The organism is Streptomyces sp. NPDC021749 (assembly GCF_040640655.1).
Lineage (GTDB): Bacteria > Actinomycetota > Actinomycetes > Streptomycetales > Streptomycetaceae > Streptomyces.
On the sequence record NZ_JBFACE010000004.1, the window covers coordinates 115,717 to 134,313 of the forward strand.

General features: G+C 74.7%; 18 protein-coding genes. 12 read left to right on the plus strand and 6 right to left on the minus strand.

What is annotated here, in order from left to right; translation table 11 throughout:
* Nucleotide 1 precedes the first annotated feature (1 nt).
* The 5 genes from AB0G35_RS05590 to AB0G35_RS05610 all read left to right on the plus strand — a co-directional run bounded on the left by AB0G35_RS05590 (nucleotide 2) and on the right by AB0G35_RS05610 (nucleotide 6,698).
* On the plus strand, nucleotides 2-2,884 hold the full coding sequence (locus tag AB0G35_RS05590; RefSeq protein WP_360944140.1) for an NHLP bacteriocin export ABC transporter permease/ATPase subunit: 2,883 nt from the start codon (nucleotides 2-4) through the stop codon (nucleotides 2,882-2,884).
* Nucleotides 2,885-3,101: 217 nt separating this feature from the next.
* Nucleotides 3,102-3,560: a cyclic nucleotide-binding domain-containing protein gene (locus AB0G35_RS05595; RefSeq protein ID WP_360944143.1), complete on the plus strand. Its 459-nt coding sequence runs from the start codon at nucleotides 3,102-3,104 to the stop codon at nucleotides 3,558-3,560.
* A 203-nt stretch (nucleotides 3,561-3,763) separates the two neighbouring features.
* A complete protein-coding gene (locus AB0G35_RS05600; protein ID WP_360944146.1) occupies nucleotides 3,764-4,831 on the plus strand; it encodes an ABC transporter substrate-binding protein in 1,068 nt (355 codons plus the stop codon).
* A gap of 74 nt (nucleotides 4,832-4,905) precedes the next feature.
* A complete protein-coding gene (locus tag AB0G35_RS05605; protein WP_360944604.1) occupies nucleotides 4,906-5,913 on the plus strand; it encodes an iron ABC transporter permease in 1,008 nt (335 codons plus the stop codon).
* On the plus strand, nucleotides 5,910-6,698 hold the full coding sequence (locus tag AB0G35_RS05610; protein WP_360944149.1) for an ABC transporter ATP-binding protein: 789 nt from the start codon (nucleotides 5,910-5,912) through the stop codon (nucleotides 6,696-6,698). Before AB0G35_RS05605 ends, AB0G35_RS05610 begins: the two co-directional genes overlap by 4 nt.
* A 148-nt stretch (nucleotides 6,699-6,846) precedes the next feature.
* On the opposite strand, the gene AB0G35_RS05615 is transcribed toward AB0G35_RS05610, so the two are convergent.
* Nucleotides 6,847-7,797 (minus strand): isocyanide synthase family protein, encoded by a 951-nt coding sequence (locus AB0G35_RS05615; protein ID WP_360944607.1) that lies wholly within the window; start codon nucleotides 7,795-7,797, stop codon nucleotides 6,847-6,849.
* A 17-nt stretch (nucleotides 7,798-7,814) separates the two neighbouring features.
* Nucleotides 7,815-9,134, minus strand: coding sequence for a cytochrome P450 (locus tag AB0G35_RS05620; RefSeq protein ID WP_360944152.1), 1,320 nt, complete (start codon nucleotides 9,132-9,134; stop codon nucleotides 7,815-7,817).
* A gap of 302 nt (nucleotides 9,135-9,436) precedes the next feature.
* On the opposite strand from AB0G35_RS05620, the gene AB0G35_RS05625 reads away from it, so the two are divergent.
* From AB0G35_RS05625 to AB0G35_RS05635, 3 genes are read left to right on the plus strand one after another with little or no spacing between them, the layout of a single operon-like run.
* Entirely contained in the window at nucleotides 9,437-9,718 is a 282-nt protein-coding gene (locus AB0G35_RS05625) for a hypothetical protein (protein WP_360944154.1), read from the plus strand.
* On the plus strand, nucleotides 9,715-12,018 hold the full coding sequence (locus tag AB0G35_RS05630) for a heavy metal translocating P-type ATPase (RefSeq protein ID WP_360944157.1): 2,304 nt from the start codon (nucleotides 9,715-9,717) through the stop codon (nucleotides 12,016-12,018). The genes AB0G35_RS05625 and AB0G35_RS05630 overlap by 4 nt, the downstream gene beginning before the upstream one ends.
* Nucleotides 12,015-12,527, plus strand: coding sequence for a copper chaperone PCu(A)C (locus tag AB0G35_RS05635; protein WP_360944160.1), 513 nt, complete (start codon nucleotides 12,015-12,017; stop codon nucleotides 12,525-12,527). Before AB0G35_RS05630 ends, AB0G35_RS05635 begins: the two co-directional genes overlap by 4 nt.
* A gap of 29 nt (nucleotides 12,528-12,556) precedes the next feature.
* Here AB0G35_RS05635 and AB0G35_RS05640 read toward each other — a convergent pair whose 3' ends face one another.
* Nucleotides 12,557-13,150 carry a sigma-70 family RNA polymerase sigma factor gene (locus AB0G35_RS05640; RefSeq protein WP_360944163.1) on the minus strand — a complete coding sequence of 198 codons (594 nt, stop codon included), beginning with the start codon at nucleotides 13,148-13,150 and terminating at the stop codon, nucleotides 12,557-12,559.
* 49 nt (nucleotides 13,151-13,199) lie between these two features.
* Here AB0G35_RS05640 and AB0G35_RS05645 point away from each other — a divergent pair, with 49 nt between their 5' ends.
* Nucleotides 13,200-13,541 carry a zf-HC2 domain-containing protein gene (locus AB0G35_RS05645; RefSeq protein WP_360944166.1) on the plus strand — a complete coding sequence of 114 codons (342 nt, stop codon included), beginning with the start codon at nucleotides 13,200-13,202 and terminating at the stop codon, nucleotides 13,539-13,541.
* Between the two features lie 184 nt (nucleotides 13,542-13,725).
* On the opposite strand, the gene AB0G35_RS05650 is transcribed toward AB0G35_RS05645, so the two are convergent.
* Nucleotides 13,726-14,490, minus strand: coding sequence for a PE-PGRS family protein (locus AB0G35_RS05650; protein ID WP_360944169.1), 765 nt, complete (start codon nucleotides 14,488-14,490; stop codon nucleotides 13,726-13,728).
* A gap of 182 nt (nucleotides 14,491-14,672) precedes the next feature.
* Between AB0G35_RS05650 and AB0G35_RS05655 the strand changes: the two genes are divergently transcribed.
* Nucleotides 14,673-15,608: a virginiamycin B lyase gene (locus AB0G35_RS05655; RefSeq protein ID WP_360944172.1), complete on the plus strand. Its 936-nt coding sequence runs from the start codon at nucleotides 14,673-14,675 to the stop codon at nucleotides 15,606-15,608.
* 204 nt (nucleotides 15,609-15,812) lie between these two features.
* Here AB0G35_RS05655 and AB0G35_RS05660 read toward each other — a convergent pair whose 3' ends face one another.
* Both AB0G35_RS05660 and AB0G35_RS05665 read right to left on the minus strand, forming a co-directional pair.
* On the minus strand, nucleotides 15,813-16,028 hold the full coding sequence (locus tag AB0G35_RS05660) for a ferredoxin (protein WP_360944174.1): 216 nt from the start codon (nucleotides 16,026-16,028) through the stop codon (nucleotides 15,813-15,815).
* 8 nt (nucleotides 16,029-16,036) lie between these two features.
* Nucleotides 16,037-17,227: a cytochrome P450 gene (locus AB0G35_RS05665; RefSeq protein ID WP_360944176.1), complete on the minus strand. Its 1,191-nt coding sequence runs from the start codon at nucleotides 17,225-17,227 to the stop codon at nucleotides 16,037-16,039.
* 117 nt (nucleotides 17,228-17,344) lie between these two features.
* Between AB0G35_RS05665 and AB0G35_RS05670 the strand changes: the two genes are divergently transcribed.
* Complete coding sequence (locus AB0G35_RS05670) at nucleotides 17,345-17,950, plus strand: TetR family transcriptional regulator (RefSeq protein WP_360944179.1); 606 nt, start codon at nucleotides 17,345-17,347, stop codon at nucleotides 17,948-17,950.
* A 210-nt stretch (nucleotides 17,951-18,160) separates the two neighbouring features.
* A complete protein-coding gene (locus AB0G35_RS05675; RefSeq protein ID WP_360944182.1) occupies nucleotides 18,161-18,577 on the plus strand; it encodes a hypothetical protein in 417 nt (138 codons plus the stop codon).
* Nucleotides 18,578-18,597: the final 20 nt, after the last annotated feature.

Genomic DNA, 18,597 nt, shown 5'->3' on the forward strand with positions numbered 1-18,597 from the left:
GGTGTCAGCCCTGCCCCCCATCCCGCACGCGGGACCCGGCGAGACGGACGCGGTGACGCAGGCCCTGGGCGGCCTCGGCACGCCCGTCGACTGCGCCGGACTGCGCAGCGTCCCCCTCGAAGGGCCGCACGTGCTGTGGCTGGTCACCGCCGGCGCGCTCGACCTGTTCGCGGTCGACGCCGCGGCGGAGGGCCACTGGCACTTCCTGGGCCGGCTCGAACCCGGCGCCCTGCTCCTCGGCCCGGTCGACGGCCCCCAGCACACCCTGCTCGGCCGCCCCTCGCAGGACTGCGCGGTGCGCCGGATCCCGCTGCGCGAGCTGCCCCGCTGGGAGTACGGGGGGTACGGCGAGGAGCATGACACCGGTGCCCAGCCGCTGTACGGCGCCCCCGGCGGCTACGGCCACGCCGCGGCGTACGGACCGCTGGAGCACGCCTTCGCGTTGGGCACCGCCCGCAGCCTGGGCGTGCTGTTCGAAGCCCCGCTGGACGGCCGGCCCGGCGACGACGCGGTGGCCGACGACGACGTGCTGTGGATGCCGGTGCCGCCCGGCAGCGTCCAGTACGGCGCCTCCTACAGCGCGGAGGCGGCCGCCGACCTGCTGCTCGACCCCGAGCTGTGGCAGCGGATGGTCAATCAGCAGTACCGGCTGCTGTCCGCCGTCGACCGCTGGATCGAGCAGCTGGAGCGCGCCCACGAGGACCGTACGGCGGCCGGCATCAAGGCCGGTGAGGCCGTCCGCGAGCGCGCCGACCAGGCACTGCTGGCCTCCATCGGCCGCCAGGACCGGGCCGGGCGGGGCGGCGCCGGGACGGACCGGACCGGCGACGACACCACCTTCGCGGTCTGCCGCACGGTCGCCGAGGCCGCCGGGATCACCCTCACCGAACCCCCCAGGGGCGGCGCCGTCAACGACCGCATCACGCCCGTCGAACGGATCGCGGTCAGCTCCCGGATCCGCACCCGCGCGGTCCGCCTCACCGGAAACTGGTGGCGGACCGACACCGGCCCCCTGGTCGGCCACCGCGCCAAGTCCGGCGCCCCCGTGGCACTGCTGTGGCGCCGCGGCCGCTACGAGGCGGTCAACCCCGTCTCCGGCCTGCGGATGCGGATCGGCAAGGACAACGCCGACGAGTTCGAGGCCCGCGCCGTCATGTTCTACCGCCCGCTGCCCGAGCGGCCGATGAACATGTGGCGGCTGATGCGCTTCAGCCTGCGCGGCACCCGCACCGACGTCCGCAACCTGGCCCTCAGCGGCCTGGTGACGGTCGCCCTCGGCGCCCTCGTCCCGATCGCGACCGGCAAGGTCCTCGGCGTGTACGTCCCGGCCGCAGACAAGAGCCTGATCGTCCAGGTCGCGCTGGCCGTCATCATCAGCAGCGTGGTCGCCGCCGCCTTCATGCTGCTGCAGAGCCTCACCGTGCTGCGCATGGAGGGCCGAATAGAGAGCGTGCTGCAACCGGCCGTCTGGGACCGGCTGCTGCGGCTGCCGACCAAGTTCTTCACCGAACGCTCCACCGGCGAACTCGCCAGCGCCGCGATGGGCATCAGCGCCATCCGCCGGGTGCTGTCCGGCATCGGCCCGGTGGCCGTGCAGTCCACCACCGTCGGCGCGATGAACTTCGCGCTGCTCCTCGTCTACAGCGTGCCGCTGGCGCTCGCCGCGCTCGGCATGCTGCTCGTCATCGGGGCGGTCTTCCTCACCATGGGCCTGTGGGAACTGCGCTGGCAGCGGCGGCTGATCAAGCTGACCAACAAGCTCAACAACCAGGCGTTCCAGACCCTGCGCGGACTGCCCAAGCTGCGGGTCGCCGCGGCCGAGAGCTTCGCCTACGCCGCCTGGGCCCGGGAGTTCGCCCGGTCCCGGGAGCTCCAGCAGAAGGCCGGCCGGATCAAGAACCTCACCACCGTCCTCAACGCCGTCTACCTGCCGCTGTGCTCGCTGGCCCTCTTCATGCTGCTGGCCGGCCCGGCCCGCGGCACCATGTCGGCCGGCGCGTTCCTCACCTTCAACACCTCGGTCACCATGCTGCTGACCTCGGTCACCCAGATCACCGGCGCCTTCGTCTCGGCCGCGGCCGCCCTGCCGATGTTCGAACAGATCAGGCCGGTTCTGGACGAGGCACCGGAGGTACGCGGGGCCAGCGCCCAGCCCGGCGCCCTCACCGGCGCCCTGGAGGCCAAGAAGCTCTCCTTCCGCTACACCGACGACGGCCCGCTGGTCCTCGACGACATCTCCCTCCAGGTCCGCCCCGGCGAATTCGTCGCCGTCGTCGGCCCCAGCGGCTGCGGCAAGTCCACCCTGCTGCGGCTGCTGATCGGCTTCGACAAACCCACCTCCGGCAGCGTCCTCTACGACGGCCAGGACCTCGCCGCCCTCGACCAGGCCGCGGTCCGCCGCCAGTGCGGCGTCGTGCTGCAGAACGCCCAGCCGCTCACCGGCTCCATCCTCGACTGCATCTGCGGCGCCGAGTCCTTCACCCAGGAGGAGGCCTGGGCCGCCGCCGAGATGGCGGGCCTGGCCGAGGACATCAAGCGGATGCCGATGGGCCTGCACACCATGATCTCCGGCGGCGGCGCCATCTCCGGCGGGCAGCGGCAGCGCCTGATGATCGCCCAGGCCCTGGTCCGGCGGCCGCGGATCCTCTTCTTCGACGAGGCCACCAGCGCCCTGGACAACGAGACCCAGCGCATCGTCATCGACAGCACCCGCAAGCTCAGCGCCAGCCGGCTGGTGATCGCCCACCGGCTCTCCACCGTCATGGACGCCGACCGGGTGATCGTCATGGAGGACGGCCGGATCGTCGAACAGGGCGCCCCGGCCGAACTCCTCGCCGACACCGGAGGCCGGCTGCACGACCTGGTGCGCCGTCAGCTGACCTGACCCGACCTGACCCCACCTGACCGCACCGGCCGCTCGGGACCGCCCGCCTGGGACCGCCCGCCCGGGGCCGGCCGCCTGGGACCGCCCCCTGGGACCGTCCGCCCGGGACCGTCCGCTCGGGACCGCCCGTCCGGGGCCGGCCGCGCCGCCGGACGAGCCGTTCCCGGCATCCCCGCCGTCCACCGCATATCGTGCGGAGCGGCGGACGGAGGATGAGATGGCCACGGCGCGGAACCTGTTCGACGCGATGCCCCCCGAGCAGCGGGGGCTGCTGACCGAACTCGCCCGCGAGGTGTCGCTGCCCCGCGACACCCGGCTCTTCGACGAGGGCCGGCGGGCGGACCGGTTCTGGATCATCCGCAGCGGCCGGGTCGCGCTCGACCAGCACGTACCCGGCCGCCGGTCGGCCGTCGTGGAAACCCTCGGCCGGGACGAACTGCTCGGCTGGTCCTGGCTGTTCCCGCCCTACCTGTGGCACCTGGGCGCGCAGACCGTCGGGCCGGTGGAGGCGGTCGAGTTCGACGCCGCGGCGGTCCGTGCGCTGTGCGAGCGCGACCCGGTCCTCGGCCGGGCGGTGTACCGCTACGTCGCCGAGACCGTCGCCCACCGGCTGCACGGCACCCGCACCCGGCTGCTCGACCTCTACGGCCCCCAGGGCAGCGGCTTCGACGACTGAACGGGCCCGGCCGCGCGAAAGCCGGCCCCCGCGTGCACCCCACCACGTGCACCCCCGGCGTGCACCCCACCGCGAGCGCATCCTCCGCGAAAAGCACCCCGCGCCCCGGAACCGCACCCCGCAACCGGCCGACTACCTGTGCCGGGCCGTGTCCACGGCCCCGGCCGGGCGGACCGGCCGCAAAAGCGTAGGGGAGAAGCACCATGCGTCCTGGGAAGTTGTGCGGTCTGGCCGCCGTCGTGGCACTGACCGCCACCGCGTGCGCCGGCGGGGGAGCGGACGTCGGCGGGGACGCCTCCGGCCGCGGCGGCGCCGGATTCCCGGTGCGGATCGCCGACTGCAAGGGCACCGAGACCACCTTCACCGCCCCGCCGCGCAGAATCGTCACCAGCAACGCCGCCGCCCTGGAGATGCTGCTCCGGCTGGGCGCCGGCGACCGCGTCATCGGCACCGGCTTCCCCCCGGGCAAGGGCACCCTGCCCGCCGCCCTCGACGCCCGCGCCCGCAAGGTGCCCGTCCTCGGCAAACACCTCGTCCCCAAGGAAAAACTGCTCGGCTCCGGAGCCGACCTCTACATCGACACCTTCGCCTCGATGGGCCACATGGGCGGCGCCGGGGACGCACCCACCGACGACGAGTTCGCGGCGGCCGGCATCAAACACCTCTACCTCGCCTCCACCGCCTGCGCCCCCATGGCGAAGCAGCCGCAGCGGGACCTCTCCGCGGTGGAGGGCGACATCCGGCGGCTCGGCGCGGTCACCGGTACGGCCGACCGGGCGAAGCGGCTCATCGCGGGCATGCGGGCCAAGGTCGCCGCCGTGCACAAGGCCGTCGGCCCCGTCCCCGAGCGACAGCGGCCGACGTACTTCTTCTTCGACTACGACGCCGGCACCAAGCAGCCGCTCGCGGTCTGCCGCAAGCAGGTCGCCAACGCCGTGATCACCCAGGCCGGTGCGCGCAACGTCTTCGCCGGCTGCGACGGCGACTTCCGGCCCGTCTCCTGGGAGGACGTGGTCGCCAAGGACCCGGACTGGATCCAGCTCGGGGTGCGCAACCGGGGCGACGCCGCGGCCAACGCCCGCGCCTTCGACGACGCGGCGGCGTTCCTGAAGAGCTTCCCCGCCACCAAGGGGCTGACCGCGGTGAAGGAGGGCCACTTCCTGCGGATCGGTTCGGAGCGGACGACGATCGCCGGGGTCGGCACCGCCGACACGGTCGAGGAGATCGCGCACACCCTCTACCCCGCCCGGTTCCAGGAGGCCCGCCGGTGACCACCGCCCTCGCCGACGCCTCCGCCCGGGCGGAAGCGGACGACCGGGCCGGGCGCCGGGCCCCGCGCGCCGGGCTGCTCGCCGTCGTCCTGGGCGCCGCGCTGCTGGCGGCCCTGACCGCCGCGGTCTCCGTCGGCGCCACCGCCATCCCGCCCGCAGAGGTCTGGTCGGTGGTGCTGCGCCGACTGGGCGGTGCCCCGCCCCGGCCGGGCACCGACGACCTCATCGTGTGGCAACTGCGCGTCCCCCGCGCCCTGTTGGCCGCCCTGGTGGGCGCCGGCCTGGGACTCGTGGGGACCGCGACCCAGGCGCTGGTCCGCAACCCGCTGGCCGACCCGTACCTGCTCGGCATCTCCAACGGTGCCTCGCTCGGCGCGGTCGCCGCGATCGTGCTGGGCGCGGGCACCGGCGGGCTGCTCGGGCTGGGGCTGTCCGCGGCCGCCTTCGCCGGCGCACTGGCCGCGTTCGCACTGGTGTGGTGCCTGGCCCGGCGCGGCGGCGGATTCTCGCCGCTGCGGCTGGTGCTGGCCGGGGTGGGCGTCGGCCAGTTCCTCTCCGGGTTCACCAGCTACCTGGTCCTGCAGGCCGGCGACGAGCAGCAGACCCGCAGCGTGCTGTTCTGGCTGATGGGCAGCCTCAGCGGGGCCACCTGGAGCCTGCTGGGACTGCCGCTGCTCGCCGTCGCGGCCGGGCTGCTCGCCCTCCAGGCCCGCGCCCGCGCCATGAACGCCCTGCTCATGGGCGACGAGACCGCCGCCGGCGTGGGCGTACCGGTGACCCGGCTGCGCCGCGAACTGTTCGTGGTCACCAGCCTGCTGACCGGTGTCCTGGTCGCGGTCTCCGGCGCCGTCGCCTTCGTCGGGCTGATGGTGCCGCACCTGTGCCGGCTGGTCATCGGCGGGGACCACCGCCGGCTGCTGCCGCTGTCCGCGCTGACCGGGGCGCTGCTGCTGGTCGTGGTGGACCTGGTGTGCCGTACGGCCATGGACACCCAGGAACTGCCGGTCGGGGTGGTCACCGCGCTGATCGGGGCGCCCGCCCTGCTGTTCGTACTGGACCGGCGGACGGCGGCCGGCCGGTGAACGTCGCGATCGAGGACCTGCACGTCGGCTACGCCGGCCGGAACGTCGTCGCCGGGGTGCACCTGATGGCCGCCTCCGGCGAGATCGCCGGGCTCGTCGGCCCCAACGGCAGCGGCAAGTCCACCGTCCTGCGCACCGTCTACCGCCATCTGCGGCCCACCGCCGGACGCGTCCTGCTGGCCGGCACCGACCTGCGCACCCTCACCCCCGGACGGACCGCGCGGCAGGTCGCCGCGCTGCCCCAGGAACGCGGCAGCGACTTCGAACTGACCGTCCGCGAGGTCGTGATGATGGGACGGACGCCCTACAAACGGGCCTTCGCCGGGGACGACCGCGAGGACCGGGAACGGGTGGCGCAGGCGCTGGCCGCCGTCGGACTCGCCGGCGGGGAGGCCCGGAGGTTCTCCGCCCTGTCCGGCGGCGAACGCCAACGCGCCCTGCTGGCCCGGGCGTTCGCCCAGGACCCCGAGGTGCTGGTGCTGGACGAACCCACCAACCACCTCGACATCCGCCACCAGGTCGAACTGCTCACCCTGCTGCGCGACCGCCGCCGCACCACGCTGATCTCCCTGCACGACCTCAACGCCGCCGCCTCCCTCTGCGACCGGCTGCACGTGCTGCACGGCGGACGGCTGGTGGCCTCCGGCACCCCGCGCGAGGTGCTCACCCCGGACCTGCTGGCCGAGGTCTTCGGCGTACGCGCCGCGGTGACCGAACACCCCCTCACCGGTGACCTGTTGATCGCCTACGACCACCGCGCACCGCTGCCCGTGGAGCGCGGCTGACGGGCGGGCGGCGGTGGCGGGGCCCGGTGCCCGGGCGGGGAGGGTGCCTGACCGCGGGGGGCGCCTTACCGGGGAGGGTGCCTGACCGGGGAGGGCGGCCACCGGGCGGCGGGCGCGTCCGGCGCCGGTGGCCACCCTCCCCCTCCGCTCACCCCGTCGCCACGAAGTGGCTCGGCCGGCCGTCCCGCAGCACCGGCCGCCCGAGCCGCTCGGCCTCCGCCCGGTGCCGCAACTCCCGCCTGCCGTCCGGGTGTTCCAGCACGCACGAGTGCCAGGGCGTCAGCCAGACGTCCGGTGCCGCCAGCAGCCGGATCCCGAACTTCGCCGCACCGCGTGGCTGCGGATGGATCGAGAGCCGGACCGCGCCCGGGTGCCGGCGGGCGACCAGCTCGCCCCAGGCACGGCTGCGCCGCATCACCCCGTAGGCGCGCCGGCGGCAGTCGCGCTGCAGCGCCGAACGGGTGCCGGAGAACGCCGCGGTGTCCTCGAAGAGGAACCGGGTGATGCCCTGGTACAGCCGGCGGGTCGGCTCGTGGCTGCGGGTCCGGGCGCGCAGCGCCTCCAGCGTGGGGGCGTACCGTTCGTCGACCAGCGCCCGCCGGTCGTCGTACGACAGCCCGGGCCCGTACACCGCCCGCAGGTCGAACACGTCCAGCCGGGTCAGCCCCTCGGCGCGGACCATGGCGCGCAGTGCGTCACCGTAGGCATCGATGGTGCGGTCGGGCACGTGGATGAGGTCGCTGAAGACGTGCCCGTCGGAGCAGATGACCACCCGCGCGCCGGGCGGGTGGACGTCCTCGATCCGGGCGCAGAGCTCGTCCAGGAAGCGCAGGGCCAGCCGCTCGCCCTCGTCGGGCAGCGGTCCGAGCACCTTGGCCGGGTTCGGCGACTTGCAGGGGAAGCCCGGCAGCGTGAACACGATCGGCTCACCGGCCGCCACGGGCCCCCTGAGCTGCCGCAGCTGCTCGGGGAACGCGTCCGGCCCGTCCCCGCCCGCGGTGTCCAGCGTCCGTCGGTACGGCAGGAGGACCGCGAGCACCGCCGCGCACACCGCACCGGGGTCGTCGGGCGGCGGGACGGCGGCGGGAGGGGCGGGCAGCACACGGTCCGGGTGGGTCAGCACGCGGCGCCCGCCCCGTCCGCGGTACGCCCTGCGGTGAACGGGCAGCCGCCGCCGGAGGCCGTACCGACGGCGTTCTCTTCGGCGGCCCCGCCGGCTCCGTACGCCACCGGCAGCCGGTCGACGCCCCGCGCCAACACCGCCGGTATCCAGGAGAGCCGGTCGTCCGGTGTGGCGAGCCGGAGCCCGGGAAGCCGCCGGAGCAGCGTCTCCAGGGCGATCCGGAGCTCGATCCGGGCGAGCGCGGCGCCGGGGCAGAAGTGGATGCCGTGGCCGAAGGCCAGGTGCGGACGGGGGGAGCGGTCGAGGTCGAGGCGCTCGGCGTCGGCGAACCGGCGCGGGTCGCGGTTCGCCGCGCACAGCGACACGATGACGGAGTCGCCCGCCGGGACCCGGGTCCCGTGCAGGTCGGCGTCCTCGGCGAAGAACCGCCAGGTCGTCAGCTCGAAGGCGCTGTCGTACCGCAGCAGTTCCTCGACCGCGCGCGGCAGCAGCTCCGGACGCGCGGCCAGCTCCGCGAGCTGCCGCGGGTGGCGCAGCAGGGCGACCAGCGCCGTGGTGATCTGGTTGGTGACCGGTTCCTGCCCGGCCACCAGCAGCTGGAAGATCATCGAGTCCAGCTCCGCCGGCTCGATCCGGCCGTCGTCGCACGCGGCCACCAGCCGGGACAGCAGATCCGCGCCCCGCTCACGGCGCTTGTGGGCGACCAGACCGCCGATGTACCCCTGCAGCCCGCGCAGCCGCGCCTCGTACGCCGGCCGGCCCGGGTCCGTGGGCCCCACCGGCTGGACCACCTTGCCCCAGTCCCGGTCGAAGCGATCGGCGAACTCCTCCGGCAGGCCGATGACTTCGGCGAGGACCTGGAAGGGGAAGCGGGCCGCGAACGCCTCGACGAGGTCCGTGGTGCCGCTCTCCGGCAACCCGTCGAGCAGGGCCTCGGCCCGCTCCTGGAAGCGGGGCCGGAGCGCCTCGACGCGCGCCGGGGCGAAGGCGTCGGTGAGCAGTCGGCGCAGCGCGGTGTGCCGGGGCGGGTCCTGGTGGAGCAGATGCACCTGGAGCTGGGAGTGCTGCGGCTCGGGCATGATCGAGGCGCGGGCCCGCCAGGCCGCGTTGCCCCGGGAGTGGTGCTTGCCCAGCCGCGGATCGGTCAGCGCCTGACGGGCGGCCTCGTACCCGGTGACCAGCCAGGCGCACACCCCGCTGGGGAACCGCACCCGGTGCACCGGGCCGCGCGCCCGCAGTTCGGCGTAGAGCGGATACGGATCTCGGGTGTAGTCCGCCCCGTAGAGCTCCACGGGCTCGGGCAATCTGGACATGGGTGTTCCTCCACGGCACTGACCGGTGACCGCCGTGCGCGAACGGCACGGCGTGGGAGAGGTCGGGCGCCGAACGCGTCGAGTTCCCGCGATACGCCGACGAATCCGGCGGACGACGAATCCGGCGGAAGGGGAGGCGGGAGCCGGGGCGGGAGCGGCGAGGAGCGAACCGGGTGGCGCGCAAACCCAGTTAGTCGCCCCGTGACGCCACCGGGTTCCGGGTCCGGAACAGGATGAACCTCACGTGCCAAAGGCCCCCCGATCGGCCGCTCCAGCCCGCGTCCACCTGCCACGATGACGCGATGTCCCGTTCTCCGGCCGACCGCAGTCGGCCCCCGCACCGCACGACCGCCGCCCGTCCGCTGCTTGCTCGGTCGGTGCTCGGATTCATCGCCCTGCTGGCCGTCCTCTTCGCGCTGTCCTACGCGGCCGGAACGCTCGCCGGCCCGGTCGCCCCGGGGCTGCACCCCGCCGGTGGCACCGGTGGTGGCGACCACGCTCCCGCCGACGGCGGGGACATGGGCGGCATGCACGGCATGGGCGCCCCCGCGCCCCGCCCGCTCGTCGTGGGGGCGCCGCGATGACCGCCCGTACGACCACCCTCACCATCGGCGGGATGACCTGCGCCGCCTGCGTGGGCCGGGTCGAGCGGAAACTCGGCCGACTGGACGGCGTCGCGGCCTCGGTCAACCTGGCGACCGGCCGGGCCACCGTGCAGCACCCGGACGAGGTGTCCGTCGAGGAGCTCGTCACCACCGTCGAGGCGGCCGGTTTCACCGCCCGGCTCCCCGAACCGGAGGTTCCGCAACCTCATTCCGGCAAGGGAGAGTCGGGGGCGCCCGACGGCGACGCCCCGAGCGCCCGCCACCGGCTGCTGGTCACCGCGCTGCTCTCGCTCCCCGTCCTGGTCCTGTCGATGGTGCCCGGCTGGCAGTTCCGCCACTGGCAGTGGCTGTGCTTCGTGCTCGCCGCACCGGTCGCCGTGTGGAGCGCCGCCCCCTTCCATGCCCGTGCCCTGCGCGGACTGCGGCACGGCGCCGCCACCATGGACACCCTGGTCTCGCTCGGCGTCACCGCGTCCTTCGGCTGGTCGGCGTGGGCGCTGTTCCTCGGCGGGGCGGGCGCGCCCGGTATGACGATGCCCTTCAGCCTGCTGCCCACCGCGGGGGACGGCAGTGCGCACCTCTACCTCGAAGCGGCCGTCGGCGTACCGCTGTTCGTGCTGGCCGGGCGGCACATGGAGGCCCGGGCCCGGCGCGGCACCGGCGCCGCGCTGCGGGCGCTGGCCGAACTCGCCGCCAAGGACGTTGCCGTCCGGGTGGCGGGACAGGAGCGGCGCATCCCGGTGGAACGGCTGCGGGCCGGGGACCACTTCCTGGTCCGGCCCGGGGAGCGGGTCGCCACCGACGGCACCGTCGTCACGGGCAGTTCCGCCCTGGACCTGTCCCTGGTCACCGGGGAGAGCCGCCCGGTCGAGGTCGGCCCGGGCTCGCCGGCGATCGGTGGCGCGGTCAACTCCGGCGGCCTGCTGGAGGTACGGGCCGACACGGTCGGTGCCGACACCCAGCTCGCCCGGATCACCCGGCTCGTCGAGGACGCCCAGACCGGCAAGACCCGGATCCAGCGGCTGGCCGACGCGGTGGCCGCGGTCTTCGTCCCCGCGGTGCTGACCGTCTCGGTCAGCGTCCTGGGCTTCTGGCTCGGCGCCGGCGCCGACCCGCAGGCCGCGGTCACCGCCGCGGTCGCCGTCCTCGTCGTGGCCTGCCCGTGCGCGCTGGGCCTGGCCACCCCGACCGCCCTGATGGCCGCCACCGGCCGCGGCGCCCAACTCGGCATCCTGGTCCGCGGCCCGCAGGCACTGGAGCGGCTGCGCCGGATCGACACCGTCGTCCTGGACAAGACCGGCACCCTCACCACCGGCCGGATGACCGTCACCGCCGTCACCGCCCGCACCGACGGCCTCGGCCCGGACACCGCGCTGCGGCTGGCGGCCGGCGTCGAACAGGGCTCGGAACACCCGCTGGCCCGCGCCGTCACCGCCTGCGCCCGCGACCACGACCCGGACCAACCACTGCCCGCCGTCAGCGACTTCACCGCCGAGCCCGGCCACGGCGTACGGGGCACCACGGACGGGCACCGGGTCGAGGTCACCGGGCCCGGCGACCCCGCCGCCCTGCCGGCCCCGCTCCCGGACGCCGTGCACGACGCCGAAGCCGCCGGCCACACCGCCGTCCTGGTCACCGTCGACGGCACCCCCGAGGCCGTCCTCGCGATCGGCGACGCGCTGCGCCCGGACGGCTACCGCGCCGTCGACCACCTGCGCCGGCTGGGCCTGCGCCCGGTCCTGGCCACCGGCGACCGCGCCGCCACCGCCCGCGCGGTCGCCGGCCACCTCGCCATCACCGAACTCCACGCCGAGGTACGCCCCGAGGACAAGGCCGCCCTCGTCACCACCCTCCAGCAGCAGGGCGCCCGGGTCGCGGTGGTCGGCGACGGCGTCAACGACGCGGCCGCCCTGGCACTGGCCGACCTCGGCATCGCCATGGGCAGCGGCACCGACGCCGCGATCGGTGCCGCGGACGTCACCCTCGTCCGCGAGGACCTGCAGGCCGTCGCCGACGCGGTACGCCTGGCCCGGCGCACCCTGGGCACCATCCGGACCAACCTCGGCTGGGCCTTCGGCTACAACCTGGTCACCGTGCCGCTCGCCGCCGTCGGCCTGCTCAACCCGATGCTCGCGGCCGCCGCGATGTCCGCCAGCTCCCTGCTCGTCGTCGGCAACAGCCTCCGGCTGCGCGCCTGGCAGCCCGGTGGCGGACCGGCCCGGCCGGGCCGCGGAAGCACCGGACGCCGCACCACCACCGCACACCGGGAGACCGCATGACACGGCTGCCCGCGGCCACCGTCGCCGTACCGCTGCTCACCTGTCTGGCGACCCTCGGTGCCCTGACCGCCTGGACGGCGGCGGGCCGGGCCGGCACCCCGGCCCGGATGGAGGTCACCGACGGCCGGGTACTGGTCCCGTCCGGACCCGAGGCCACCGCCGCGTTCCTCACCGTCCGCAACACCGGCGGCGCGGACGACGTCCTGACCGGCGTCACCGGGCCCGGCGGGCACCGGGCGATGCTCGGCCGCTCCGTCGACACCGGGCACAACGCCCGCAGCATGGCCATGGTCCACAGCGCTGCCGTCCCGGCCGGCGGCGCCCTGCGGATGACGCCGACCACCCTGGACATCATGATCAGCCCGCCGCCGCGGCTCGCGCCCGGCGACCGGCTCACCCTCACCCTGCACTTCCGCGACAGCCCCCCACGGACCGTACGGGCCCTCGCGGTACGCCCCGGGGAAGCCCTCACGAACGGGGGCCCAGGGACCGGCCGTGCCCGTCCCTGAGCCCCTCGCGTGGCGGGCGCGGCCGGTCGTCAGGCCACCGCGCCCGCGAACGCGTCCGGGCGGTCGGCCGGCTCCGGCCGCTCCGCCTCCGCCAGCAGCGCCACCAGCGTCTCCCGGGCCCGCGCCACCCGGGACCGTACGGTCCCGACCGGGCAGCCCATCACGCCGGCGGCCGCCGCATACGGCAGCCCCAGCACCTGGGTGAGCAGGAACGCCTCCCGCCGCTCGGGCGCCAGCGCCGCCAGCAGCCCGGTCAGCGCGATGCCCTCGTCGAAGCCGGGCACCCCGCGCGGCTGCGCCCGTTCCGCCGCCGTCTGCCAGTCGTCGGTCGCGGCCAGCCGCGGCCGCACCGCGTGCGACCGGAACCGGTCCGCCACCACCCGCCGGGCGATGGTCAGCAGCCAGGTGCGGGCCGACGACCGGCCCTCGAACCGCGGCAGGCTGCGCAGCGCCCGCACATAGGTGTCCTGCACCAGGTCGTCGGTGGCCTGCGGATCACCGCTGAGATGCGTCACATAGCGCCGCACGTCGAGCTGGGTGGCCCGGACGAACTGCTCGACGGCCTGCTCGTCACCGGTCCGGGCGGCCAGCGCCCAGCCGGTCACCGCCTCGTCATCCCGCATTCCGCGACCGCCCCTCGCCCTCGGCCCGCGCTTCGGAGAGGATGGCGGTATGCACTGCGCGCCCCTCCGTACGGCCCTCTCCGCCCGTCTCGACGGGGAGGAGCTGCCACCCGGCCTGACGCCCCACCAGCTCGACGGCCACCTCGCCGGCTGCGCCGACTGCCGGCGCTGGGAGAGGCAGGCCCGGGCACTGTCGGCGCGGGTCGCGCACGCGCACGCGCACGCGAGCGCGGGGAGCGGGGACGATCCGGAGGCTGTCGGGTCGCTGCTCGCCGCGCTGCGGTCGCGCTCCGTATGGCCGGGCGGAACCGCCCGCGCCCACGAGGAGGGGCCGGGCGGAGCCGCCCGCGCCCAGCAGGAGGGCAACACCGGGAGTACGGCCGCGGGCTGAGGCCGCCTGGGTGCCCCGCACGCCGGCCACGGACACGGGCGGCGTCGCCACCGGCATCCGGACACGCTTCATCATCTGGAGTCCTTCGCATGACCCGGTCCCCGCAACGGCGGTGACCGGTGACGTCGGAGCGGGGACAGGGGCGCCCGGCGCCCGTCCCCGGCTCGGGAGTTCGACCGTGCTGTCAGCAGACAGCCGGCTCATGCGGCGGACCCCGCAACGACATCGCGTGGGCCAGCAGGAGCTCGTGCACCGCGCGCCGCGGCTCCTGACGCGCGGCGCGTACGGCAGGCGGCGCGTCGGGCAGCACGATCCGCAGCACCAGCGCCAGCGGCGCGAACACCCGGGCCGACACGCTCCGGACGAGACGGAAGGCGGCCCGCTCCCCGCCCCACAACCACCATGCGCTGAGCAGGGCGACGAGGAGGTGGGCCGCCAGCATGCCGGCCGCACCGCCGTGCGCGGCGCCGCCCGGATGCGCCGTTTCCGCCATGCCCGGCATCCCTGCCGGGCCCGTCATGCCGGCCATGTCGTGCGTTCCGCCGGACATCCCGGGCATCGCGGCCATCTGGCGGTGCATCAGCCGCATCATCTCCGCGGCATCGCCACCGGAGACCGGCAGCCCCTCGCCGCCGCACATCCAGCCGGCCGCCCACTGCCGCAGCAGCGGCACCTGCCCGCCGCCGGATCCGGCCATCGCCTGGCCGAGGGAGAAGGCGCTGTGCAGGGCGGTCTGGGCGCCGACGGTCAGCAGGCCGACGAGCAGCGGTCCGCGTTCCCGGCCCGCGGCGCACCAGGCGCCGGCCGTGGTGGCCGCGCCCGCGGTGAGCAGCATCCACAAGGGCACCGCCGTACCGGACATCACCGAGTGGCCCAGTGCGGCGAGCAGCACGCAGACCACGGCGAACACCGCGGCCCGAAGCCCCCTGAGTACCTGCCCCGCAACCATGACGGGCCCATCGTCGCACCCCGCCTCCGGCGCGGAGTGCCTGGGTCACCGTTGTGACGGTGGGTCAGAAACGCTGCCGGACCCTCTTCGTGGAATTCCTTGCCCGGCCGGGCCACTTCATGGCATCCTGACGTCCACGCGTTAACGCAACTGAAGTAGCGGTAAGGAACGACAGGAGACCCGTGCCCCACAGCTCCAGCCCCCACACCCCCTCCACCTCCCTCACTCGGATCTCCGTCTCCGATCCCGCCGCCGGCCCCTATGCGATCGCCGCCGGACCCGACGGTGCGCTGTGGTTCACGATGGTCCACGCGGGCCGGATCGGACGGCTGGCGCCCGACGGCCGGCTCGACCGGTACGACCTCGACGCGCCGTCCTGCGGGCCGTCGCTCATCACGCCCGGACCCGACGGCGCCTTGTGGTTCACCCGCGCCCGGGACCACCGGATCGGGCGGATCACGGTCACCGGAGAGGCCACGTCGTTCGCCGTACCCACTCCGGACAGCGGTCCGTTCGGCATCGCGGCCGCCTCCGACGGCGCACTGTGGTTCACGCAGATGAACGGCAACCGCATAGGCCGCCTCACTCCGGACGACGGCCGGGTGACCGAGTTCCCGCTGCCGGTGAGCGGGGCGTTCCCGTCGGTCCTCACGGCCGGGCCGGACCAGGCGCTGTGGTTCACGCTCCACCAGGCCAACGCCATCGGCCGGATCGGCCTCGACGGTGCGACCACCCTCCACCCGCTGCCGACCGAGGCCGCCGGACCGGTCGGCATCACCTGCGGTACGGACGGCGCGCTCTGGTTCGTCGAGATCGGCGCGGGGCAGATCGGCCGCATCACGACGGACGGCCGGATCGACGAGTACCCCCTCCCGGACCGCGCGGCCCGCCCCCATGCCATCACCGCCGGCCCCACCGGCGGGTGTTGGTTCACCGAATGGGCCGCCGGCCGCATCGGCCACGTCACGCCGGACGGCCGCATCGAGGAATACGACCTGCCGGACCGCGACGCGGAGCCGCACGGCCTGGCGTTCGGACCCGACGGTGCGCTCTATGTGGCCCTGGAGGCGGGGCAGATAGCCCGGTTCGAGCCGGCCGGCACACCGGCTTCCACCTGACCTGCCGTCAGGTGACGGTGGTGCGCCGCAAGAACGCACCCTCCGTGGGATCGTCCGCCTCGCGCCGGCATACGTCCGGTGGGGCGTGACCACCGGCCACGCCCCACCTGCCATCCGTCACGCCCCACCGGGCGCGTCCCCCCGGACGCGCCCCACCGGGGCCTCCACGCCGGGCACCCCCGGCGTCGTCCGGCGGCCGCGGTCTCAGGGGCGCGGTCCGAGGACCTTCCCGGCGGCCCGTACGGTGATCGCCAGGGCGGGGCAGACGTCGGCCGCGTCCAGGGCGCGTTCGTCGGCCTCGATCCGGTCGTGCCGTGGCCGGGCGTGCACGCCGTCGAGGGCGAAGAGGTCCGGTGCGATGGCGGCGCACGAGCCCGACGCCATGCACAGCTGCGGATCGATCTCGATCTCCCACGTCATCGGCGCACTCACCACCCCACCGGAAGGACCCGGGGACCGCGCACCAGCATCTGGGTCTTCCACTCCACATCGCCGGCCACATGGAGCTTCGGGAAGCGGGTGATCAGGCCGCCGATCGCTTCCTGGAGCTCCAACCGGGCCAGCGGGGCACCCAGACAGTGGTGGACGCCGTGTCCGAAGCCGAGGTGCTGGTTGCCGGTCCGGGTGATGTTCAGCGTGCCGGGCGCGTCGAACCGCAGTGCATCGCGGTTGGCGGCGCCGACCGCGACCAGTACGGGTGTGCCGGCCCGCACCAGCGTGCCGCCGACCTCGATGTCCTCCGTGGCGTAGCGGGCCTGGCCGGCGCCGCTGCCGAGCGGGACGAACCGGAGTAACTCCTCGACGGCGCCGCCGATCAGCTCCGGGCGCTCGCGCAGCAGGGCGAGCTGGTCCGGGTGGTCCAGCAGCGCCAGCACGAAGTTGGGGATCTGGGTGGCGGTGGTCTCGTGCCCGGCGACCAGGATCCCGACGCACAGGTCGACGAGCTCCAGCTCCGAGAGCCGGTCGCCGGTGTCCCGGGCGTCGATCAGCGCGGTCATCAGGTCGTCCTGCGGGGCGCGCCGGTGCTCCTCGATCAACTGCCCCATGTAGGAGCGGAGTTCCTCCAGGTTGGTGTCGAACTCCTCCGCCGTCAGTGAACTGGTCGACAGCGCGGCGTCGCTCCAGACCCGGAACTTCGGCCGGTCCTGTTCCGGTACGCCGAGCAGCCGGCAGATCACCGCGACGGGGATGGGCAGCGCATAGCGGTCCACGAGGTCGGCCGGCGGCCCGGCAGCCTCCAGCTCGTCGAGCAGATCCTGGGTCAACTTCTTGACCTGCGGCCGGAGTTTTTCGACCTGGCGGACCGTGAAAGCCTTGGCGACCAGGGTCCGCAGCCGGGTGTGGTCCGGCGGGTCCATGCCCAGGATGCCGCTGTCCCGGCGGCCCTCGGACTGCCGGGGCTCGTCGTGCCGGGCGCTCTCCGCGCGGCTGAAACGCTGATCGCCGAGGACGAACCGGGCCTCCGCGTAACGGGTGACGAGCCAGGCCGGCTCGCCGTAGGCCAGCTGCACCTTCAGCAGCCCCGGGCGGTTGCGGGCCTGCTCGTACGCGTCCGCGAGGTCGAGGCTCTCGGCTTCATTGAAGGGGTAGGAGAGGGGTGCTGTGTCGGCTGTGGTCAAGGTGACCTCCCTTGTGTAAGCACCTGCTTACACAAGGTATGCCGCTCCTGCGGGGCGGTCAACGACGCATCGGCGCCGTCATCGTGACGGGCCGACGGAGAGGAGCGTGACACGACGATGGGGGAGACCTCCCAGTACGGCACGGTGGGCACCTACCGGCGGGACGCCCAGGGCACCCGGCGGCGCCTGCTGGACGCCGCGGCGGAACTGTTCGCGGAGCGGGGGTACGAGCGGGCGACGGTACGGGACATCGCGGCCCGCGCGGGCGCCAATCAGGCCCTGCTGTTCCGTTACTTCGGCACCAAGAAGGCGCTGTTCGGCGAGGTGATGGCGCGCGGCGGGCAGGAGCAGCTGCGGACCACGCCCGCGGACCGGCTGTTCGAGGTCGCGCTGCGCGGCATGCTGGCCGGCGGTGGCGGCCCGGGCGCCGACCGTTCCCTGGAGGTGTGTCTGCGCTCCATCGGTGGCAGCGACGAGATCGCGGACGCGCTGCGCGGGCTGGGAGAGGAGTACGCCGAGGTGCTCGCCACCCTCTCGGCGTCCGAGGACGGCGGGCTGCGCGGCGATCTGGCGCTGTCCTGGCTGCTGGGCATCGGCCTGATGCGGGTGGTGGTCGGCAAGGAGCCGCTGGCGAGCGCCGACCCCGACACGGTCTGCGCGCTCGTCGTCGGGGCGCTGCGGCATCTGCTGGAGGACCTGTCGGCGGACGAGGTGACGGATTGACGGATGGGGGCGCGGGGGTGAGCGCGCGGTGGGGTGGGCGGCGGAGCGCGCGCCCGGAAACGCACCCGGAGGGTGTCGTGCGGTTTGTCCTATTTCGTACTGCGTTCTGGTGATTTCCTCGGCGCGTCGCAGATCAAGGGGCAAAAGCCTCCTTATTGTCGCGTATGCAGAGAATATTCATTTTCTGCAGAGTCGAGTGAAGGTGGAAACATGCTCCGTTCGATCCCTCGCGGCCTCGCAGTGGCCGGCCTGACCGCGGCTGCCCTCGTGGTACCGACGGCCGGCGCCGCCACCGCCGCGACCGCACCCCCCAGCAGCACCCAGAAGCCGATGTGCTCCGCGCAGCGCTGCGACGAGGGCCACCACGGCAACCGGCACCACAACCGCCACCACGCCGGCCACAAGGGCAAGGGCAAGGCCAAGGGCCGCCTCGGGCACGGCGGCCACGACGGCTACGACGGCTTCGGCCGCGACGGCCGCCGCGACGGCTACGACTACGGCAACGGCCGCCACGACGGGTACGACGGCTACGGCCGCGAGGGCTACGGCCGCGACGGCTACGGCCGCGACGGCTACGGCCTGGGCCGGGGCGGCCTGCTGGGCCTGGGCCTGCTCGGGCTCCTCTGATCCCCGTCAGGCAGTCACGC

Coding starts and splice junctions, on each gene's coding strand:
- AB0G35_RS05595 (WP_360944143.1), top strand. CDS start 3,102: ATGGCCACGGCGCGGAACCTGTTCGACGCGATGCCCCCCGAGCAGCGG.
- AB0G35_RS05600 (WP_360944146.1), top strand. CDS start 3,764: ATGCGTCCTGGGAAGTTGTGCGGTCTGGCCGCCGTCGTGGCACTGACC.
- AB0G35_RS05620 (WP_360944152.1), bottom strand. CDS start 9,134: ATGTCCAGATTGCCCGAGCCCGTGGAGCTCTACGGGGCGGACTACACC.
- AB0G35_RS05625 (WP_360944154.1), top strand. CDS start 9,437: ATGTCCCGTTCTCCGGCCGACCGCAGTCGGCCCCCGCACCGCACGACC.
- AB0G35_RS05630 (WP_360944157.1), top strand. CDS start 9,715: ATGACCGCCCGTACGACCACCCTCACCATCGGCGGGATGACCTGCGCC.
- AB0G35_RS05635 (WP_360944160.1), top strand. CDS start 12,015: ATGACACGGCTGCCCGCGGCCACCGTCGCCGTACCGCTGCTCACCTGT.
- AB0G35_RS05640 (WP_360944163.1), bottom strand. CDS start 13,150: ATGCGGGATGACGAGGCGGTGACCGGCTGGGCGCTGGCCGCCCGGACC.
- AB0G35_RS05645 (WP_360944166.1), top strand. CDS start 13,200: ATGCACTGCGCGCCCCTCCGTACGGCCCTCTCCGCCCGTCTCGACGGG.
- AB0G35_RS05650 (WP_360944169.1), bottom strand. CDS start 14,490: ATGGTTGCGGGGCAGGTACTCAGGGGGCTTCGGGCCGCGGTGTTCGCC.
- AB0G35_RS05660 (WP_360944174.1), bottom strand. CDS start 16,028: ATGACGTGGGAGATCGAGATCGATCCGCAGCTGTGCATGGCGTCGGGC.
- AB0G35_RS05670 (WP_360944179.1), top strand. CDS start 17,345: ATGGGGGAGACCTCCCAGTACGGCACGGTGGGCACCTACCGGCGGGAC.
- AB0G35_RS05675 (WP_360944182.1), top strand. CDS start 18,161: ATGCTCCGTTCGATCCCTCGCGGCCTCGCAGTGGCCGGCCTGACCGCG.